20 protein-coding genes are annotated in these 20,157 nt (G+C 56.8%); 5 read left to right on the forward strand and 15 right to left on the reverse strand.

Annotated elements, in window-relative coordinates:
- Positions 1-94 precede the first annotated feature (94 nt).
- Positions 95-1,270: a formate-dependent phosphoribosylglycinamide formyltransferase gene (gene purT / locus ACUXUR_RS17030; protein WP_445503542.1), complete on the reverse strand. Its 1,176-nt coding sequence runs from the start codon at positions 1,268-1,270 to the stop codon at positions 95-97.
- A gap of 193 nt (positions 1,271-1,463) precedes the next feature.
- Between purT and ACUXUR_RS17035 the strand changes: the two genes are divergently transcribed.
- Both ACUXUR_RS17035 and ACUXUR_RS17040 read left to right on the forward strand, forming a co-directional pair.
- Positions 1,464-1,766 carry a hypothetical protein gene (locus tag ACUXUR_RS17035; protein WP_445503543.1) on the forward strand — a complete coding sequence of 101 codons (303 nt, stop codon included), beginning with the start codon at positions 1,464-1,466 and terminating at the stop codon, positions 1,764-1,766.
- Between the two features lie 82 nt (positions 1,767-1,848).
- Positions 1,849-2,772, forward strand: a complete 924-nt coding sequence (locus tag ACUXUR_RS17040; protein WP_445503544.1) for a DMT family transporter — start codon at positions 1,849-1,851, stop codon at positions 2,770-2,772.
- Here the strand turns inward: ACUXUR_RS17040 and ACUXUR_RS17045 are convergent.
- The 9 genes from ACUXUR_RS17045 to ACUXUR_RS17085 form a co-directional block, all read right to left on the reverse strand.
- A complete protein-coding gene (locus tag ACUXUR_RS17045; protein WP_445503545.1) occupies positions 2,752-2,940 on the reverse strand; it encodes a hypothetical protein in 189 nt (62 codons plus the stop codon). The two genes, ACUXUR_RS17040 and ACUXUR_RS17045, sit on opposite strands and share 21 nt — an antisense overlap.
- Before the next feature lie 19 nt (positions 2,941-2,959).
- Entirely contained in the window at positions 2,960-4,270 is a 1,311-nt protein-coding gene (locus ACUXUR_RS17050) for a glycosyltransferase family 87 protein (protein WP_445503546.1), read from the reverse strand.
- Between the two features lie 697 nt (positions 4,271-4,967).
- A complete protein-coding gene (locus tag ACUXUR_RS17055; protein ID WP_445503547.1) occupies positions 4,968-5,444 on the reverse strand; it encodes a tetratricopeptide repeat protein in 477 nt (158 codons plus the stop codon).
- Positions 5,445-5,456: 12 nt separating this feature from the next.
- Positions 5,457-6,386 carry a type II secretion system F family protein gene (locus tag ACUXUR_RS17060; protein ID WP_445503548.1) on the reverse strand — a complete coding sequence of 310 codons (930 nt, stop codon included), beginning with the start codon at positions 6,384-6,386 and terminating at the stop codon, positions 5,457-5,459.
- Positions 6,387-6,393: 7 nt separating this feature from the next.
- The gene (locus tag ACUXUR_RS17065) at positions 6,394-7,350 is read right to left on the reverse strand and encodes a type II secretion system F family protein (RefSeq protein ID WP_445503549.1); all 957 of its coding nucleotides are present in this window, start codon (positions 7,348-7,350) and stop codon (positions 6,394-6,396) included.
- Positions 7,351-7,356: 6 nt separating this feature from the next.
- Complete coding sequence (locus ACUXUR_RS17070; protein ID WP_445503550.1) at positions 7,357-8,748, reverse strand: CpaF family protein; 1,392 nt, start codon at positions 8,746-8,748, stop codon at positions 7,357-7,359.
- 29 nt (positions 8,749-8,777) lie between these two features.
- Complete coding sequence (locus tag ACUXUR_RS17075) at positions 8,778-9,776, reverse strand: CpaE/TadZ family protein (protein WP_445503551.1); 999 nt, start codon at positions 9,774-9,776, stop codon at positions 8,778-8,780.
- A 341-nt stretch (positions 9,777-10,117) separates the two neighbouring features.
- Positions 10,118-11,044 (reverse strand): Flp pilus assembly protein CpaB, encoded by a 927-nt coding sequence (gene cpaB / locus ACUXUR_RS17080; protein WP_445503552.1) that lies wholly within the window; start codon positions 11,042-11,044, stop codon positions 10,118-10,120.
- Positions 11,045-11,227: 183 nt separating this feature from the next.
- Positions 11,228-11,407, reverse strand: coding sequence for a Flp family type IVb pilin (locus ACUXUR_RS17085; RefSeq protein WP_445503553.1), 180 nt, complete (start codon positions 11,405-11,407; stop codon positions 11,228-11,230).
- A 550-nt stretch (positions 11,408-11,957) separates the two neighbouring features.
- Here ACUXUR_RS17085 and ACUXUR_RS17090 point away from each other — a divergent pair.
- Positions 11,958-12,428, forward strand: coding sequence for an A24 family peptidase (locus ACUXUR_RS17090; RefSeq protein WP_445503554.1), 471 nt, complete (start codon positions 11,958-11,960; stop codon positions 12,426-12,428).
- A gap of 366 nt (positions 12,429-12,794) precedes the next feature.
- A complete protein-coding gene (locus ACUXUR_RS17095) occupies positions 12,795-13,355 on the forward strand; it encodes a hypothetical protein (RefSeq protein ID WP_445503555.1) in 561 nt (186 codons plus the stop codon).
- A gap of 114 nt (positions 13,356-13,469) precedes the next feature.
- On the opposite strand, the gene ACUXUR_RS17100 is transcribed toward ACUXUR_RS17095, so the two are convergent.
- Both ACUXUR_RS17100 and ACUXUR_RS17105 read right to left on the reverse strand, forming a co-directional pair.
- A complete protein-coding gene (locus ACUXUR_RS17100) occupies positions 13,470-13,823 on the reverse strand; it encodes a hypothetical protein (protein ID WP_445503556.1) in 354 nt (117 codons plus the stop codon).
- A 68-nt stretch (positions 13,824-13,891) separates the two neighbouring features.
- Positions 13,892-15,328 carry a type II and III secretion system protein family protein gene (locus ACUXUR_RS17105; protein WP_445503557.1) on the reverse strand — a complete coding sequence of 479 codons (1,437 nt, stop codon included), beginning with the start codon at positions 15,326-15,328 and terminating at the stop codon, positions 13,892-13,894.
- Positions 15,329-16,472: 1,144 nt separating this feature from the next.
- On the opposite strand from ACUXUR_RS17105, the gene ACUXUR_RS17110 reads away from it, so the two are divergent.
- Positions 16,473-17,006, forward strand: coding sequence for a retropepsin-like aspartic protease family protein (locus ACUXUR_RS17110; RefSeq protein WP_445503558.1), 534 nt, complete (start codon positions 16,473-16,475; stop codon positions 17,004-17,006).
- A 139-nt stretch (positions 17,007-17,145) separates the two neighbouring features.
- Here ACUXUR_RS17110 and ACUXUR_RS17115 read toward each other — a convergent pair whose 3' ends face one another.
- From ACUXUR_RS17115 to ACUXUR_RS17125, 3 genes are read right to left on the reverse strand one after another with little or no spacing between them, the layout of a single operon-like run.
- Positions 17,146-17,745: a TadE family protein gene (locus ACUXUR_RS17115; protein WP_445503559.1), complete on the reverse strand. Its 600-nt coding sequence runs from the start codon at positions 17,743-17,745 to the stop codon at positions 17,146-17,148.
- A 28-nt stretch (positions 17,746-17,773) separates the two neighbouring features.
- Positions 17,774-18,283: a TadE/TadG family type IV pilus assembly protein gene (locus ACUXUR_RS17120; RefSeq protein ID WP_445503560.1), complete on the reverse strand. Its 510-nt coding sequence runs from the start codon at positions 18,281-18,283 to the stop codon at positions 17,774-17,776.
- Positions 18,237-19,688 (reverse strand): TadE/TadG family type IV pilus assembly protein, encoded by a 1,452-nt coding sequence (locus tag ACUXUR_RS17125; protein WP_445503561.1) that lies wholly within the window; start codon positions 19,686-19,688, stop codon positions 18,237-18,239. Before ACUXUR_RS17125 ends, ACUXUR_RS17120 begins: the two co-directional genes overlap by 47 nt.
- Positions 19,689-20,157: the final 469 nt, after the last annotated feature.

Below are 20,157 nucleotides of genomic sequence, written 5' to 3' on the forward strand. Positions count from 1 at the left end.
CATTGCGCCCACGCTGGAGCAAGCCCAAACGTTCTATCACCGCACGACCGAGGTACTCGACCGGGAATGCCACTCCGCCTGAGGCTTCCTCTTATTAGTCTCCGTATCTGATCCGAATTTGTGCAGCGGCCTGACGCGCCCGCTCCCGCGCATCCTCGACCGTCTTGGCCGAAGCCAAGGCCACACCCATGCGGCGATATTGACGCGTGGTCGGCTTGCCGAAGATACGCACTTCGACTTCACTCTCCTCGGAACCCAGGGCTAGCGCATCCCCCAAGCCTTCGATTGCGAAGCGCTCCGCCTCTCGATCCGCCAGGATCACGGCAGACGCGGTTGGTCCATTCAGTCGGATACGCGGGATCGGCAGCCCGAGCACGGCGCGGGCATGCAGATCGAACTCCGACAGGTTCTGCGAGAGAAGTGTCACCAACCCGGTATCGTGCGGTCGCGGCGAAAGCTCGGAGAAAATGACTTCATCCTTGGTGACGAAGAACTCGACACCGAAGATGCCATAGCCTCCCAGATTGTCGACGACCTTGCGGGCCATCTCTTGCGCATCGGCAAGGAGCTTTGGCGTCATCGGCGTCGGTTGCCAGGATTCCTGATAATCCCCTCGTTCCTGCCGGTGCCCGATCGGCTCGCAATAGGACACGCCCTCGCGCGAGCGGATGGTGAGCAGCGTGATCTCGTATTCGAAAGAGATGAACTCCTCGACGATCACTTTCTTGCGGTCACCGCGCATGTTGGCGACGGCATAATTCCACGCCTGCTCGAGTTCATCGGCAGAGCGAATGGTGGTCTGTCCCTTGCCTGACGACGACATGACCGGCTTGATTACGCAGGGCAGGCCCGTGTGCTCCACGGCCGCCCTCACCTCCTCCAGGCTTTCCGCGTAACGGTACTTTGACGTTCGAAGGCCAAGCTCCGACGCAGCAAGTTCCCGGATGCCATCCCGATTCATGGTGAGAGACGCCGCGCGGGCGGACGGCACGACGGTGAAGCCCTTGTCCTCGAATTCCTGCAGCACCTCCGTGCGGATCGCCTCGATCTCCGGCACGATCAGGTCGGGTTTGTGCTTCTCGATAGCCTGCCTCAAGGCCTCGGCATCGAGCATCGGGAACACCTCGGCTTCGTCCGCCACCTGCATGGCCGGGGCATTGGTATAGGAGTCGCATGCCACCACGTGACAGCCGTAGCGTTTGGCCGATATCACGAATTCCTTTCCGAGTTCGCCCGATCCGAGAAGGAGAATTCTGGCTGTGAACACCATTGATGCCTTTCCTCTGTTTGGCACGAAACACCTGCCGCCCATATGCGTTTTGTGGAAGCACGATTGAGGGCATCTTTCCAGCCCCATCCCACCTGCCCGCTGCAAAGTCTGCGCTGAGCGCATTCCTGCTGTCACGGCTGCGCAATACGCAAACCCAAGGTTAATACGTTAAGGGGAGCACAGGAGAATTTGAATGCTTGCAAAAAAGAAAAGTCAGAACCGCTACGGGCAGCGGGTGACCCGGGTCGATGCCCCAACCCTGGAAGAGGCCATTGCCGCCGCCCAGGGCCTCACCGACGATGTCGAAGGCCAGATCGCAATTGCCTCGCAGCTCATGGGCATGGCTGAGGACGAGGTACGGCCCGTTGCCCTCAAGCTCTCGGCAAAGCCAATTCGACCGGAGCGCCTGCCGATTGCAGATCGGGTCATGGCTCGCGGTGAGGGTGCCAAAGTGATCGTTGTCGAGCGCCGCCGCCCCCGCGTCGTTGCCCGATAGCGCAATGCCGACGCGCAGGATACAGATAGACCCTGCGCGAGATGCTCTCGTTTTTGAATTCGATCGTTGAAGATTTTGCCGCATGGTCAAAGGCATCGTCCTTGCTTTCCTTGCCTTTGCCGTCTTCGCCTGGGGCGATGCGGTGGTGAAGGCCATCGGTCATGATCTCGATCCCTTCGAGGTCACCTTCTTCGGCTATCTCATTCCCCTGCTGCTCTCACCCGCCTTCATGAAATCAGGCGACAGGTTGGCAGACGTCCTACGCTGGAAGCGTCCCTGGCCTATGGCTCTCAGGGTCTTCTTCATCTCGGTCACGACGCCGTTAAGCGTCATGACGTTCACGAGGCTCCCGTTCGCCGAAGCCTTTGCCCTCCTGTTCCTGATGCCGAGCCTCGTCACGGTGCTATCCATCCTCGTTCTCAAGGAAAAGGTCCGCTGGCGGCGCGGTCTTGCGGTTGTCGCGGCCTTCATCGGCGTATTGGTGATCGTAAGGCCGGGTTTCAGGGAACTCCTGCCCGGACACTTATATGCCATCGCCACGGCACTCTGCGGCGCAGGCGGCGTCATCATGGGGCGCATGATCGGCACAAGCGAGAAGCGCTACACCCTGATCGGAAGCGTTTTCCTTGGGACTGCCCTCATCGCCGGGGTCCTCATGATCCCCGGCTTTACCTGGCCGACAGCTACGCAATGGGGCCTGCTTCTGGCCTTCGCCGCCACGGCGTTCGTGGCTCAGGCCCTCTTCATCGTCGCCACGACCTATGCTCCGGCAGACCGCCTCGGTGCGGCGCAATACAGTCAGATCCTTTGGGCCCTCGCCATCGGCGCCCTCTTGTTCGATGAGTGGCCGGACGCTATGGCGCTCGTAGGGATTGCCATCGTGGTCGCTGCGGGATTGTTTATCTTCGCGCGCGAGCAGACGCTCAAGAAGACGCCATCTCCAGCGGCACCTTCGGTGCCACCGGAGCAGCTTGGAACCTTAAGCTCATCTCTTCAGAGCAAGTGAGATCGCGAGACAGATCGGTAGAGCCGGCAGGAGAAGGCCGCCACAGTCGAGATAGCAAGCCGTAGGGAAAGTGACGACCATCACCAACACTCCTGCGGCGATGGTATAGACCAGCGTCAGCAGCAGAATGGCATAGACATCCAGCATGCGTACGGAGTTCGGCGCCATCCAGTATCGAGCGACGTCATTATGCCACAACGGCTGAACCGTCATCGGTTGCCTTACTATCGTGCTGGCCAAATGCATCAACCACTCTCCTCCGGTTACTCACGTCGCCTACCCGGTCGTGGTGTTGACGTTGCAGAATGTGCCACGTGAGACCAAGGAGGAAAATTTGTGCAATCCCCACAATCGATAATGACATGTGACTGCCAATTGTCGGAATTGCATCGAATTGCACCCGCAGCTTCATGAACATCTGCAGTAAGCCGAAAGGAGCCATGAAGAAGCCGAGACCGAACAGGATCGCTAACTCAAGCCTGCGACCATGTCGGAGGAGGTCTGGCAGCAGCAGAGCGAAACCTACCCCAAGAATGGGCAGGTCATAATCATAAGCGTAAGGACTGACCATCAACGACGCGAATGCAGTCACCCCAAGTGCCTGCCTGGTTGGGTATTTCCGCTGGCATGCGAGATAGATCAATCCCAGAGCAAAGAGTGCAACCAGGGCCTGGGCAACGAATGCAACTGTCGCCGGCACACCTAGGGTGCGGAGAGCCGCGTAGGCAGAGATCATGCGGAAGAGCGGATACTTTCCGGCCTCGAGAAAGCCCCTCGCCTCATGTACGCTATTGAAAAAAGCGGCCCAGATCTCAGACCCGAAGGCAGCGGTGGCAAGGCCTGAGGTCACGGCGATTGTAGAGAATGCGATGAATGCCGTGCCCCACCGGCGGGTCACAAGGGTATATACGGCAAAGCCGACTGCCAGGTGTGGCTTAATGATCATCAGGCCAAGAGGCACTCCTGCCAGCATTGTGCCTCTTTGCAAACCGATGCAGGTGAGACCAATGAGAGCCCCGGTGACGAACCCGTTTTGGCCACACAGAATCATGGTCCCGAGCGCAGGAAGAAGAATAAGCAGAACTGGGGCGAGGCTTTCCCCTGCGATACGCCTCATGGTCGCTAAGTAGGCAGCAAAAGATATTGACGTGAAGAGACAGTAGGCCGCCGCAAGAGGCAGGAATGCGAGCGGAGCTATCAAGAGATCGAACTGCGGCGGGTAGGTCCAAGGGAGGAAAATATCTGTCCCTGAAATGGCCTTTTGGATCTGTCCAAAGGTTGCGAACGTATAGGCTTCCTCGATCTCGCTACGCCAGGCCATCTGTGCGACGATGTAAAAGGCATCGAAATCGATGATAGGCCGCTGACCTGTCTCCCTTTCCCAGAACCAATGGGTCTTCATGAACACCAGTATGATTGGGAGGAAAAGAGCGGCCTGGATATATGTGATGTTTCGCGAGTGGGACAGCTGTCTTGTCTCGAGTTTCTGCGCGATCATTCCTGCCCCCTGTGTACCGGACTCGTTTCGCCTCCGGTGAGGCCGCCGCGATGCGGCTCCTCGTTACGTTGCTGGAACTGGCAAGGTCGCTGACGGAACCCGTGTCCATTCTGCAGAAAAAGCATATTTCCTGCATCATCCAGACAACGGAAAGAAAGTTGTCATAGTCGTGGACCAAATTACAATCGAACTTTTGCCGATTACGGCAACTCCCCCGTACTAATCCTTACGAAGTACAGGACTGAACCTTCGGTCGGAGATGGTCCATTGTCGACCAACGACGGGTCGATAGAACCAGAACATCCGAAGGTTTGGAGTCAATGTATGTGTGACAGCGCTTGCCCCGGCCCTCGCAATTCACGCGACGCCATTGGAGAATAATTATCGTTTCAGGGAGCGCATTAGAGCATCGGTTGCGCGGAAAACCGGGTCCACTTTTCACTGACGTGGCCCTTCGGGTCGCTGACGCGGCCCTCCGGGTCCGCACGATGCGCTAGCGCAGAACAAAAATGATGCCCCGAGCGCCCGCTCATCGACCCATGCCCTCTTCGGCTTGGCGAGGAGAGGCGAAAGGACTAGTTCAAGGCCACCCAACAGGTATTAGGTGCGCGAGGTTTGGCCATGCCCGACCAACGCGCCCACCTCAATTGTGCAAGGTGGTCTTAGTGCACCACCCTTGACGCCTGGCTCAGAAGATTCAGGGAGCAAGCTTCGTAAGTGCAATGTTGTTGCTGACGGTGCGATTCTGCGGATTCAAAGCAAGAGCCTTCCGGAAGTTCCGCTCGGCCCGGGCCGTATCGCCTCTCAGAAGGTATGAATACCCCTGATTATTGAGCACCTGCGGGGTCTGCCCCTTAATCTGCACTGCTTGACCATAAGCCCGGTCTGCAAGGTCGAAGCGGCCAAGCTGATCATAGCTTGCTGCAAGCCCAAGCCAGGCATCCCCGTTCTGTGGCTCCGCCTCAACTGCGTTCTGGAAATAGCGCTGAGCCAAAGCGTAGTTACCGCGGGCGAACTGCTCCCGTCCGACACGTTCGGGCTGGTCAGTGGCCACAAAAGGCTCTTCGGTTACCGCGCCACCGGCAGATATGCCTCCTCCAGACCCATCAACAGACTGGCAAGCGGTCAACAATGTTACAGCCATCAGAAGGATTAGCTTGTTTAAGTGCCTCATTTACCCCCGCCATTAGAACATAGCTGCGACTCGAGCGAGCCTTATTATTACAGGTGTCATGATTACTATCATAATAACAGGAAAGATGAAGATGCCTAAAGGCAACACAAGCTTCACAGGGAGCGCATAAGCCTTCTGCTCGGCCCGAGACATGCGCTTGTCGCGCATTTCCTCGCTATAGGTCGTTAAAGCTTGGGAAATATCGGTTCCAAGTTCAAGGGATTGCTGGAGCAAGGTCGCCAAGGACCGAGCCTCGTCCAGATTCAACCGATCGGCGAGCCCGTGCAGCGCCTCGATCGTTCCACGCCCGGCCCTCGTCTCTCCCGCCATCAGCGCCAGATTGGCGCGAAGCTCGGGCTGCTTTGCCCCGATTTCCGTGGTCACGCGCTCCAGGGCGGCCTCAAGGCTGAGACCTGCATCGACGCAAACGACCAGCAGATCCAGGAAATCGGGAAAAGCGAGCCGATACCGCTCCTGAAGGATACGCTGCCTGCGGTCGATATATGCTTTAGGAAGATAATAGGCGAGAGTGAATGCACCCGCGAGAACACCGAACTTTTCTAGAGCCCCCCACTGGCTCAGCGCGTTCGCCAACGCAAGATAAAGAATAAATGGAAAGAGGATGACGATCGCAAGCCTGACAACCGTGAAGATGGCGACAGCATCCTGAGAGAAGAACCCTGCTTTGATAAGCTCCGCACGGAGCCTCCTTTGCTCGCCAGCATCAACGCCGATCTTGCCTGGCTCCAGTTTAGCCTGGATGGTTCTGCCGAACGAACCGGGAGCTGCCCCAATGATCGATCCTCCCGTACCGGTGGCCGCAAAGCGCTGTCGCAACCTGCCTCGCCGCAGCACATATGTTGCGCCTCCAAAAGATAGAAGTCCGACACAAGCGAAGACAAGACCGGTAATGCTCCAATAGAGAATGATTTGGTTGGACATCGCGGCCTCAGAACTTGAAATTGACCATTTTGTACATGACGAAGTTCCCAACGATGAGCAGAACTGCGCCTGTCGCAGCCGCAACATCCAAGACCGGATTGCCCCAAACCTCACCGTAATAGTTAGGATTGAGCAGATTGATCACGGCGAACATGATGAAAGGGAACAGGGAAAGTGCCAAGGCGCTGAAGCGACCCTCTGAGGACATGGCCTTGATCTTGCGTTTCATCCGGAAACGCTCACGCAGCATCTTTGCAAGCCGGGCCAGGATATCACCAAGATTGCCGCCTGTTTGATAAGACACGGAAATCGAGGTCACCAGAAAGCCGAGTTCATCGTAGCCGACACGCCGATAAAGATTATCGAGAGCCTCTCGGATGTCGCGGCCGTAGGTCACCTCGTCGAAGACTATCGCGAATTCGCTGCCAGCCGGGTCAGGCATTTCCCGCGAGACAAGCGACAGGGAAACGGGCAACGGATGGCCGGCCCGCAGACTTCGCACAATGATATCGAGGATATCGGGAAGTTGTTCAGCAAAGCGTCCGATGCGCCTGGCACGCATGAACATCAGAAAGCCTGCAACGGTCAAAGACGCTCCCACACAACTCAGGACGATGCTGAGGATGAGCCACGGCAGGAATGAAAGCAGAATATAGTATCCGCCGCATAGCACTATGAACGCCAAACCGCTTTGTGGGAGACGCCGAACCATGCCCGATTGCAACAGGAGGATCCGGAGCGCTCCAGGAGCCTCCGCAGTCAGCGAACTCCCGAGGCCCCTCTGCTTAGCGACATCGATCCTGCGCTCTGCATGCCTGGATCCGACGCCGTCTACCGCTGAGAAACGTTGGTTTGCCCGTCGGCGAGCCATGAGATCGCCGGAGATGAAGCCGTAAGCAAACTGCACGAGCAGGAAGCTGGCCGCGAAGATTGAAAAGTAGATCAGCCAGGGCTCAACCATCATCCTACCTCACAACGCAATGCTGGGGTCGAAATAGCCGCCCGGCAGATCAATCCCATGCGAGCGCAAATCGTGAAGGAACTTGGGACGCACGCCGGACGCACGGAATGAGCCAATGATGTTGCCATGCTCATCCACCCCCTCTCGCACGAAACGGAAAATCTCCTGCATCTGAATCACGTCGCCCTCCATGCCGGTGATTTCCGTCACACTCATGAGGCGCCTCTTGCCGTCGCTCAGGCGTTGCAGCTGGACGATCATCTGAATGGCGGAAGCGATCTGTCCTCGAATTGCGTTGAGGGACATCGGCATTCCTGCCATCCCGACCATCTGCTCCATGCGTCGAACGGCGTCACGCGGAGTGTTGGCGTGAATGGTCGTCATGGAGCCCTCATGGCCCGTGTTCATGGCCTGGAGCATGTCGAAGGCCTCTTCACCGCGGCACTCACCGAGGATGATCCGGTCAGGCCGCATGCGAAGCGCATTCTTCACAAGTTCACGCTGCCTGATCTCTCCGCGGCCTTCCGGATTCGGCGGACGCGTCTCAAGGCGCCCGACATGAGGTTGCTGCAACTGCAGCTCCGCCGCATCCTCAATGGTGAGGAGTCTTTCCTTCGGCGAGATGAAACTGGAAAGGGCATTCAGCATCGTCGTCTTGCCGGATCCGGTTCCGCCCGACACGATGACCGATATTCTCCCCTGCACTGCCGCTTTCAGCACCTCAGCGATCGGCTGCCGGAGTGCGCCGATGTCAACCAGCCGATCCATCGAGAATGGACGCTTGGAGAACTTACGGATCGAGACGAGTGGTCCATCAACCGCGATCGGTCGGACGGCGGCGTTGACACGTGAGCCGTCCGGCAGGCGCGCATCGACCATTGGGGAGGATTCATCGATCCGGCGGCCCACGAATGAGACGATCTTATTGATGATCCGAAGGAGGTGCGCCTCGTCCTTGAAACGTACGAGCGTGGGCTCAAGCTGGCCATAGCGCTCCACATAGACGGAGGCGTGGGTATTGACCAGGATGTCGTTGACGGTCGGGTCCTTGAGAAGCGGCTCGAGCGGGCCGAGACCGAGCATCTCGTCCAAAACCTCGTCCGTAAAGGCCTCAAGCTCCTTCTGATTCAGCGCAATACGTTCGTTGAGCACATACTCGCTTACGAAGCGCTTTACCTGCCTCGCCAGATCATCGGGGGCGACCTTGTCCAGAAGCGCTAGATTGAACTCGTCGATGATCCGTCCATGGAGCTTGACCTTCTGGTCGATGAGAGCAGGCTTGGACGCTACCAGCTCCTCGTAAAATTTTGTTTCAGTGCTGGGTTCAGGCAGCTTCTCCGGTTCGGTCTCTTTGATCTGCGTGGATGTCTGCCGCCATCTATCCGAGATGCTGATACGCATTGTTGTCCCCAACGATGGTTATGTCTTGATCACGATGAAGAGCCCGGACGGGCATGAAGGGTCTCAATCCAATTTCCTACGCGTCGGATGCTCTTGCCGATCGAGCGGCGGGGCCCCGTCTGCATCATGGGGCGACCTGTATTCGCCGCCTCCGCTGCCGAGGCGGTGTCCCGCGGCACATAGAAGACCCGCCGACCTACAAAGGTTCTTTCGATCTCGGACTTTCGCGAAATCCCCCCAAAAAGGTTTGTCGCGCAGGAGTTGACGACAATCGCGGACCGGTCGGCTTCGATGTTCAGTTCATCGAGATGCTTCTGCTTGCTGGCGATCTGCCTGACCGATGGGACCGTCCCCTCGCCGGTTACGACAACTGCGCTCGAACCCTGAAGGACGTTGTCGAACCAGGGCTGCCAGTGATTGGGTAGGTCCAGGAGCACGAAAGAGTATCTCTTTCCGATCTCGTCGAGCAGGGCAAAGATGACATCACCGTGGATGTTCTGGCTCAGGGCAAAGCGTGGCGGGCTTGAGAAAACATCGACTTGGGTCGGATGCTTATTCGCAAGGATCTCGATCAGTTGAGAGTCTAGGCGCTCAGGCCTGTCGATGAACTCGCCTATGTCGAAGCGCGGCTCCAGATCCACATAATCTGCGAGAGTGCTGCTCTGAAAGTTGAGGTCGAGAACTGCCACTCGTCCGTCGCGCTTCTTGGAGGAGGCAAGATAGACACCCGTCTCAAGTGCGAGGGTCGTATTTCCCACTCCTCCCTTGGCGGGAAGGAAGCTGATGATCGTCGCTCCATCGGCTGGTGCGCCTGTCTGCGAAGCTCCTCCAGCATGCAAAACGTCGTTGATTTCCTGGGCTAGACTGTCCCACTTGATCCACTCGCCGGCATTGGCCCGGACGAGCCGCTTGTAGGCCTCCGCAGACATCGTATCGGCGACGTAGACAACATAACTCTCTGGGCTTTCAGTCTCCGCGAAGCGAATTGCGGCATCGACAAGCGACGCATCGCCGGACTGATCAGGCATGAAGACGAAGCTTCTACCTTTTCCATACGCGGAATGCTTACGTACACTTTCGAGTGACTGCGCGACAATGGCTTTACGCCCATGCTCCGACAGAAGCTTAATCAGGAGATCGCTCTGCGATCCGCTCGGGTTTGGATGGACGACAAAGGTATTCACTGGATCAACCTCAGTTATGCAAGGGTCAATGACATGGATACTGCCAGACGGATGAAGTGAATCCGGTCGCAAATTTAGGGGGTTGTTGGGAACTTCGCCCAACTGAGCCCGGCTCAGCCAATGTCTTGCTTAAGGAGCCACACATGCCAGCCTCGTGAGTGCCACTGGTGTGGCTCTGCGGGATCTCACCGCGTCTCCGTCAGGACGGTGTACTCGTCCCGCTTGGAGGCCCCCCGGATGACATTGACAATAACCCGATCATCCGGCTTTGCGAGGGTCGCGATGGGGCTTGGAGGCAAGGGCGCAGCAGCTGCCTTGCGCATTTCCTCCAACCGCGCCTCCAGCTTGGCAAACCGCTCGTCATCCTTGCCATCTTCCTTCTTGGGCGCGATCGTTTCGGACAGACCCAGGTCGGCCATGGTGACGCGGCGCGCATCGGCGCTGCTTGCTTCCCCGGCCTGACGGAGCACGAGGGACAACCGCCCCACGCCCTGCGCCAGAATGACTTTCTGCGATTGCTGAATGTCGAGCTCCAAAGTTACTGCCTTGGCGAGCGTCGGCTTATCTGTCCGCTCATTGGCCACCTGATCGATCGCCAGCACTTTCACGTTCTGCAGAAGCACGTCAGCAACGGGACCGCTTTCGCTGCTCATTCCCCGATCTCCTCGGGTGAGCACGACATCTACCCGGTCGCCGGGCAAAATGAAGCCCGCGACGCCACGGACCTCATCGACGTTGACCGATACTGCCCGCATACCTTCCTCAATCAATGTCGAGAGGGTCGCTCGCTGGTTCGGGCCTGTGATCTTGGATGCCAGGATCGGCTCATTCCGCTGCATGGACACCAGCGTGAGCCGGCGCCCGTCCTTGAGCAGTTCGGCGACCGTCTTAAACGAGCCTTCCAAGGGATCTCCCGGCCACTGGATCTCGCGCAGGTTGTCACCTGTCAGATTCGCTCCGAATTCAAGCGGTTGCGATGCGACAACCATCGTGCTGGCCTTGGGCGCAGGCGCTGGCGTTGCGAGACCCAGGAGGAATTCCCTGGACAGGAAGGCCGCAAGTCCTCCAAAGACGATGGCGACGAGAAGTGCGATAGCGCTGCCTGCTCTCATTGTCGTGCCCCTGTTTCGACGATGCTAAAACCACATAAGAGCCATCCTGCCGGATGGCCTGACCGCTTGTCCCGCCGGTACTGCTCTCAACCTGCGTTCAGCGGGTGGAACTTGAAGGCGCGGAGCACACATTTCCTATAGTGCGCTCCGCGATGACAGGACTTCCTGGTGGAAATTCCATTCTTATTCGAAGCCGGAGCCAGTCATGTTGTTGTTCAGCCTGTTCCAAGCGAAAGTAACCTTGCCGCCGACCGTGCTGATCAGGCCGATGGTAGCAGCGGTCACCAGACCGATGAGCACGGTGTACTCGACGAGCGATGCACCTTCTTCGTCACGGACGAAATTCTTCAGAAACCCAGTCATGTGCAATATTCCCCATGTGACAGCAGGACTGCTGATTGAGATTTACCTGGGGATCATCGTACGGATACTTTCGCCCCCCAGTACGATTATTGAAATACGCGACATGGATGATGGTCAATAAAGTATTCCGCAAATCATCGTCTCTGACGTACTAACCACAAATCAGTACTTCCATAATATGGGTAACCCAAATTCGACAAAACCGTCCTTCTTTAATACCAAAGGGCTAGCTCTAAGGCTGCCTTCATCAAATCCGGAAAGTCGCCCTCCTACTAGGCGCGACACATCAGCCTTTGAGAGCCAGCAATGGCCCTTCAATGATTTCCAAGTGGAAATCCTTGCCGAGTAAGGCTTTTCTGGCCTTTTATTTTAAACGCATCGAACACGGTGCCTTAGACATCAGCGGTTCCTTTCGTTAGCCCATACGCTTGGTTTCGCCCAACGCTGACAATTGGAGAGAGCGGCACTGCTTGTCGAAGCTGCCTTGTCTGCTTTTTGAATTGCTGCCTATATTCAAGAAGACGTCCTACACTCCAGTCGGCAGGCCCAAATGCTTTCCAAAATTCTTTCCTTGCATGAAATTCAAGCATTAGCGGTCGTCACGCCAATCCTGGTTCTTGTCGTTATCGACGATCTTCGAAATTTCCGCATCCGCAATCAGGCGGTTCTAGCGCTTCTTGTGTTGTTCGGTGCCTTTTGCATCGCAAATGGCGACTTCGATGCCTTCAAGTCGAACCTGCTTTTCGGCCTTGCGATGTTCGGCGCCTGCCTCATCATGTATCGGTTCGGAATGATGGGCGGCGGAGATGTGAAACTCCTGGCCGCCGCCTTCCTTTGGATGGGTGTCGAGAATGCGCCGACTTTCTCCGTACTGCTCGGCGCCTTCGCGATAGTCTATGCAACAGGAGCCGGCTTTCACCTCCTCCCCTCCCGCTTCGACAATGGCCGGGTCAAGGTACCCTACGGTCCAACGATTTCGCTGGCCTGGATCGGAGCGTCCATCGCTCCACTCATCATCTGAAGCGCGAACAGCAACACGACCATAGCACACCAAATTCAACGCTGGATCTGTACCCACTCATACGGCTGGGGCCGCGGACCCCAAAGTGGAATCCACTTTTGAGGCTTTCCGATGCTCATTTCATGGAGCAGCGCATCGTTTAGGGCGGAAAACCGGATCCACTTTTCCGCACGATACGCTAGAGTGGCGACGCACTGATCCGCAGCGTCCGCAGGGCGCTGTGGAAGAAACACCGTGCGGTTCCAGGCCACAGTTGAAGCAATGATTGCAGCGTCTCGACTCACGAATTCTTCATTCTGTCCCGTTTCGCCCCAGCGCAATCACCGCCGCCCCTCGTCTTTGACGTTTTTGCTTCCCGTGCTTTGCATGATGGCGGCAACCCACGGACAGGCACAAGGTCTCCAAATTGGACGCAGCGGATGGCTGCTTGAGCGCCCATCGAAAGACTTCGTATTGCTTCGTTCGAATATCACCTTGCTTGAAGGCGAAGGCGCCCCCAATGGGGAGAAGACCCGTCAAGGATTATTCATGTTGGCATGCGAGCCGCGTGTCAGGCGGATCCGTTTCCAAATGAGTGAAACACCGAGAAGCCCAAGCATACGGGCTTCATCTCATGGTCGGGCTATTGTCCGTGGATGGGGGACGACTGAAAAGACCTCCCCGGCACCGATCTATCCGGACGTTCTCTTCTTCGATGACGGGAGCTTTGAATTTCAGGAGACCGCTATTTTTGGAAGCTCTGTGATGCGCGGCCTTCTGGCTATTCTGCAAGAATCCCCAACCCGCCTCGAGGTTGTTCTGTTCAAAGGGGCGCAAACCCGTTCTTTCGCCAGGGGAGAGGCGATGCAGTTCCAGCTCTCCAATCTAGAGGAGAATCTCGGGAACATTTATGGCTTCGAAGGCCTCTGCTTCCGACACGTAAAATAACGCGGAACCATACCCGCCTGCGCGAACACCTCTCTCAATTAGACAGACTGGCCCTGAGAGCCAACCTGCAAACGAGTGATAGGGCGTATGGAACCTCGATACCGGGTCGAGACTCTAACAGGCTCCCCCCGTCCCTTGAGACGGTGCCGATCCAGAGCCACTGTTGACGTTAACGGTCAGCCCGATCCCTCCGCTGGCACCGCTCGCGCCCCCATTGTTGGCCGGTGGCCCGCAGCGATACCTTTCAACGGCGCGCTGCATGCGCTCTCCATTGAAGGCGATATCCTTGTTTCGAGCATGCGCGGGCCACGGATCGGTGACATGCGTGACAACATTGGTCTGAACGGCATTTCCCGCACTGAATGCGACCGTGTTCTTGCGGTCCATGTATTCCGAACATGCGGTCAGGCTGCTCGTCGCAAGGACTACAGCCAGTGCCGTCCGCCCCATCACTGCATAAGCGATCATCGTTCAATCCCTTGCTTCGAGGATCGGTTGTACGCCGTTGGCATCACCATCATCGGAGCATGCTTGCGTCAGTTCTTTGCTCTCACGACATTGGGCCTTGCGCTCACAGACCTGACGGTCGCAACATCGGAAGAAGTCAGGATATGACCATAGGGCCCATTGATCTTTTCACGATTCGCCAAAATCCATTCCTGCGCCGGAGAAACAGCAGACGGATCACCCGGCTTCTCGACCTCGAGCTTGCCAGCGAGGAACAGATCCGCGTCGTTGGCCGGTAGCGTCGTATCGAGCGGCGTCGCCACCAGATCGCCAGGCTTGCCGGGCTTTACGAGATGAGGCGTCACGATGACGACGAGTTCCGTCTCACGCGACTGGAACTCCGTGCTGCGAAACAGCGCTCCGAGAACAGGGATGGACCCTAACCAGGGAAGTTGCTCGAGATTCCGCTCAGTAGTGTTCTGAAGTAGCCCCGCCATGGCGAAGCTCTGCCCGTCCCGCAGCTCAACAGAAGTTCTCGCACTTCGGACCGTTATTCCTGGTATTAGAAACCCGCTCGTCCGGACCGCAATCGATTCATCGATGTCGCTGACCTCGGGAGCGAGATCCAAGTTGATCAGGCCATTGGACAGGACGGTTGGCGTGAAGTTCAGCCTGACGCCGAAGGGCTCCATTTGCACCGTAATGGTTGGAATGCCCGCTTGAGTTGTCGAGGCAACCGGAATCGGAATCTTGCCGCCGGCATGGAAAGTCGCGGTGCCACCAGACATGGCCACGAGATTCGGCTCAGCGAGGCGACGAACGAGTCCCTTTGATTCCAGGGCATCAATCGTTACATCGAGCATACGCGAGTTGTTGGCGAAGCGCGCGAGGATGGTTGCGAATGGGGCCGAAGACCCAAGCAGACTATCGATGACCGTACCGTCGGGTGCTGTGCCGCCTCGACCAATGCGAGCCGCCCGCGTCTGACCCAAATACTCATACCTGAGACCAAGCTCTCGGCCTGCACTCCGGTTCACTTCGATGAAGCGCACCTTCAGCATCACTTGCTGCGGAGAGGCAACGCGCGTCGCGTTGACGACGCCTCCGGGGGAAAGGGCTCTCGCGATTTCGACCGCCTTGTCGACGGTGACCGCATCAGCCGCCGTTCCCTCCAGGACGAGTTGCTCACCACTGCTCCGAACCGTGATGCCGTTTGATCCCGCACCAGCAGCGATTTTTTCCGCCACACTTCCCGTGTCGGGCCCGACCTCTACGTCGACGACTCCAATCACCCGCCTCGAGCTGTCGAGGACCGAGACGTTCGTCGTGCCGGTCTTCTTTCCCAGGATATAGAGAGTCTGGTCGCTCAGAGGGATCACGTCGGCGATTTCCGCAGACCCGACCAGAACGTCAGTAAAAGGATAGTCGAGGCGAAGCGCCTGGGACTTGTTATTCGGGAGTCGAACGCGGAGAAGCTTTGCCCGCGGAGCCGCATCTTGAACCTGCGCCTGCGTCTGGGCCTGCACGGAGGTTATGAAGCCACTACTTAATGGCGCAAGGAACAACATTCCCAATCCGGCAATGCCAGCAACTGCCTGCCTGAACCCTCTCCGTCTGGCCATGCGCCCCCCACCAAGCGGTCCGAATATTTCTCTGCTTATACGGATAATTGCCTACCGCTACAGCTACAAGTTCTATGACACGTCTTAGTAAAGAATATCTGCAGGAACAGAAGCAGTGAGGTGAAAATGACACAGCCCGGGCGAGGTTGCCCATGCCTAAGTCGGCCCAGCAGGCACGGGTTAACCTCCAAGAATGCAGAACTGGCCCGACTTTAGTATAATCTTTAATATTGTTTCATTGTCCAAGTAAAAGCCCGTTAGCCGACACCCTATACTTTTTATCGAGTGAAAAGCTCTTCCACGCTCCCATTCATCGATACATTATTACGTACTAGTGACAATCGCCTTCATAATCGGCAAAGCAGGAGCAGAGTTGGAACCAATGCTCTTTCACCGAAATTAAAACTAACCAAAGCTGCGCGAGATGTAAGATGTTCCGCCAAATTGGCCTATTGATACTTGCGACCGCTCTCCCCCTGAGCTTGAGCGCGGCAGAAGCCAAGCCTCAGAGACATTATGTCGACCCACCATCGGAGATTGACACCGTCACGGCGCCCGCTCCCCCCGATGTCGGCACAACTGGCTCTATCCGGGCGGCTCCGCCGGTCATTGTCGACTCCTTACCCCTATACCCATCCCCTTCGGCCCTAGGGCATGGCAGATGCACAGTTGCAACCTACGTGACCGGCGAAATGGCAGATCGGCTGGTCCGCGTGCATAGATGTTAAGAACTCGGAATTCGGCCTGTTTGAGAGCGCCCGGTTTTCTATATTGCGCCCTGCTCACACCCTCACGCACGGACCCGCGCGATCGACCTCTCGGCTGCCTGGATGCGGGAGCCGACAACGTATCTCTATTAAAAATCTCGGCTCTTCCCTCCCCTCCATCACACCATTCGGATCGCTATTTCGGACCGGCATACAGCCCGTCTGATTTTGGCGTCTCTTATGCGGGGATTAAATGGGCTGTACATCCAAATATCTGTGTAAAGGGGATTGTGTACGGGGCGACTCTTCGATGTAGTTGAGAGAGTCGTCCAGAGGCATCAATGGTCTATCGATATCCACTGCTGATCATGGCTTTGGCATCGCTCGCCCCTTCCAGCCGCGTTGCGGCAATGGACGCCTCAACATTGACTCCCCGCATTGGCGAGACGGTCCAAGAGTTTGAGGCGAGACGGCGCGGTATCAAGCCCCCCCGACCTGCGGATGATGTCATTACCGTCACAGCCGATTCCAAGGGGCATTTCTATCTCGTTCCGAGCCTCAACGGCGAACCCGTTCGCATGGTCGTTGACACTGGCGCAAGCGTTGTCGCGCTGACCTATGAAGATGCGGAACGCATAGGTGCCCAACTGTCTCCACAGGATTTCACGATCAGGATGTCCACCGCGAACGGAACCGTCGAAGGAGCTTCGTTCCGGATTGGTGAAATCAGAATCAAGGATCTGGTGGTACGGGATGTGGAAGCTGTCATCCTACCAAGAGACCGCCTCGGCGTGAGTCTGCTTGGAATGAGCTTTCTCCGGCAGCTTCGTGGCTTCGATATATCACAGGGGCGCTTGAGCCTTCACACTCAGTGATATCAGTCTTTAAGTACGCGACCCCATGCCATGCTGCGCAATATCCTCGTGCCTGAGAGCATAACACGCAAACATCACAGCAGGGAATTTCGAACGAGGACATCGACCGCGCACTGGGAAGAGTTATGCTCAACGCGCGTCAGATTCCGGCTGTGACCGTTTGCAGATCCTCACTGACCAGCGTTGTTGCGGACGGCGGGATCGGCCAGCCAGCCGGCGTGCCGCTGCATCCCGAGGGAGCGGCCGGTGCAATCCATTGCATGAGTCCGCCGAGAAAATAGAATTGGTGGGTCATACACCGTAGATTGACTGTCACCGTCATCGGCAGCCCGCCGGGGCGACCGACGAACCCGAGTCCTGTTGTCTTGTAGGAAACCTGCACATTCTGCGGTTGAATGCGCGGGAATGCCCGCCGCATTTCGGTTACGATGAGATTGAAAGCCACTGCGTCGAGGCCATATGATCCGCATGTGGTGCTGGTGCAGGCAGCATTTACCGTAGGACAATAACTTGCCTGCCCGCCTGTCGCTGTCAGGCATGAATCGCCGATGTGATCGGCATTCCACTGGCTGACGAGATTCGTAATTCCCGTTGCCGCCGGATTCACGACGACGGCTTTCCGCACGCCCATCTGCGTGGCTTTGCCGGCTGCGTTCCACTCATAGAGAAGATAAGACACGTCTACCGTGCCGAGTGCAACGAGAGCCAATACGGGAAAGGCTATCGAGAACTCGACCATTGATGCACCAGCAGTATCCCGCAGCAACCTACTCAGAAATGTAGCGCTCTTCATGCCGCACCGTGAATGTAACAGTATTTGACAACCCTAGAGCTGTCAGTATAGGCGTGGAAAATGGCACTTCGGCGTCGAGATGGATAACGCTGGGATTGCTGGCAAGCGATGCAGCGTCCAACCTCACTTTGGAAGGGTCGGTCCATCCCCTTATGAGCGGACTCCCACCATCCTCCAATCGGCCCGTCATGGCCAGATTCCGAGCCTTCGCAAGAGCCCATGTCTCGCCGACAGCGGTGGCCGGGAGTCTGGCAAGGTAGCGAGCTGCGCTCTTCACCGACTTATCGGCTGTATGATACGCATAGAGTGCACGACCAAACTCGGCGCTCCCCGCCATCAACATCACGGCAAGAGGCATCACGAGCGTCACCTCGACGAGTGAAGCCCCCGATGTGCAGCGCAAGAATTGCTTCACTAGCCGGATCATGAGAGATACCTCAGCGATAAAGCTGGACCAATTCATGCATGATACCGCTGCCGTCATCCGGCTTTATCATGCCGACATATTCAGCATAGAGAGCGCCTCCCGCATTCGGAGGAGAGACAGGCTCGGTCATGAAGAACTTGGCGTATCTGTTGGTGCGCCTCGGCGGGGTGGCATTACCCTGGTTGGCGTCGCAGTTCACGATGGCGACATAGAATATGCGGCGCTCGGGATCAAGGCTCGTGGCCGCATCTTCTCCATTGTTGGAGAAATATTTAGTCGGGTAAGGGTTTTCGACGGGATTGGCCGGGTTCCCACCCGGCGCAGGCATTGTCCCGGAGAGAGAGCTCTGCTGGATCTCGCTCGACGGGATTGCCGTCCGAGGCGTTATGTTGCCATTTGCATCGAGATCAAGGCCAAGTTCGCGAAGGTAAACCTGATATCGCGTGGTCGAAGTTTTGAGAAGGTCCCTGAACGACTGCGTCTTGTCCGCATGATTGTAAGCAAGGTAGTTATCGAACGCAGTCCCTTTCCAATTCGCGTTCCCATACCAACCATCCGTGAACGCACTGTCTCGAGGAAGCTGGTTTGCCGGACCGGAGTTTCCATTGCAGGTGAGGCTTGGATTTCCTTTGAGCACATTGGGTGCCGGCGGGAAGCTTTTAATCTGAGTTGCTGCAGGACCGCCGCCATTCGGGTAGATGTCAAATCGAACATTCATGCCTTCACAGACCTGGCTCACGGCATTTCCAGGCGTGACGGTGTTCCCGTTGGAGAAGCAGAAATTCGGCTTTGGAGAGCCGAGATTGATCGCCCGCCTGCTGCCATTGGTGTCGTTCGGAGGGTCAACAATGGCAAAGTCGCCGTTCTGGTTGAGGCCGCTGCCATTTGCCCGCAGCAGGAACTGCGTTCCGATCGGCGGATTGAACTCCGTGGGGTTTGAGAAGCAAATGCGAAGCGGAGTGACCTCGCAGGCAACGTAGGTCGTGCCCGCAACTGCTCGTCCGGCTGTGTCATTGGATTTGTCGGCGGAGACTGCGCCAATGAACCAGCCCGTCAGAGTACGCGTTGCTGTTGTCACCTCAATGAACGCAGCATCTGCGTCACTTGAGGCAATCGTATCGGGATCCAGTTTCGAGTAGAACCTGACCTGAGAGATTTGAAGCCCCTCGTTGCTGTCTGCCCAACGTGGATTGTTATTCAGGACGAACTTTGCGGCATTCTCAGCGCGGGTCATAGCAGTCGCCGCGCCGTCCAGTTCTTTGGCTCCTGCAAGAGCAGCGGCATCGGCCAGGTCGCGAAGCTCCGTGTTGAGCTGCATATATCGGCTGAAGTCTATGGCGAGGGCAACCATTCCGATGATCACTGGTGCCATGATCGTGAAGAGGATCAATGCGGCGCCCCGGGTATCTTCGGCGAATCTGCGAAATACCACGCGTAGTAAAGACAATCGAAACAGCGACATGACTCCGCGCCCCAACGGACAAGTTCCGTTAAGAAAATGACAATCGCCATCCTTGTGTCAAGCAGCGCCATGGGCAGCTTTCGGCTATTATTTGACGTTGTTTCAGCGCGTATTCTCGTACATCAGTGCTCATTATCATCATGTTTCTTCAGCAGATCCCTACATTTATGGTGAGAGCTTAACGGTCACCTGAACTCGGATGTCGACAAAGGATTACTCCTTTTTTTCCCGAGAACAAGAACCAAGGAAAGGGAAGCTTTCAATCTACACTGATATTAACTGATGGCTTCAAATCATCAGCACATCCCGACGACACATCCGCTCAAGGGAATTGCTGTAGGGTGACCAGCAATCTATTGATCAGCCGCACGGCACATGACCGGCCATAAAGTAACAAGGGGCATTAGGGGGCAATGACCAAGTTCCGGCAAGCAACTGTCGCTCTCATGTGCGGAATACTTGGGACCGG

The organism is Microvirga medicaginis, from assembly GCF_052658925.1.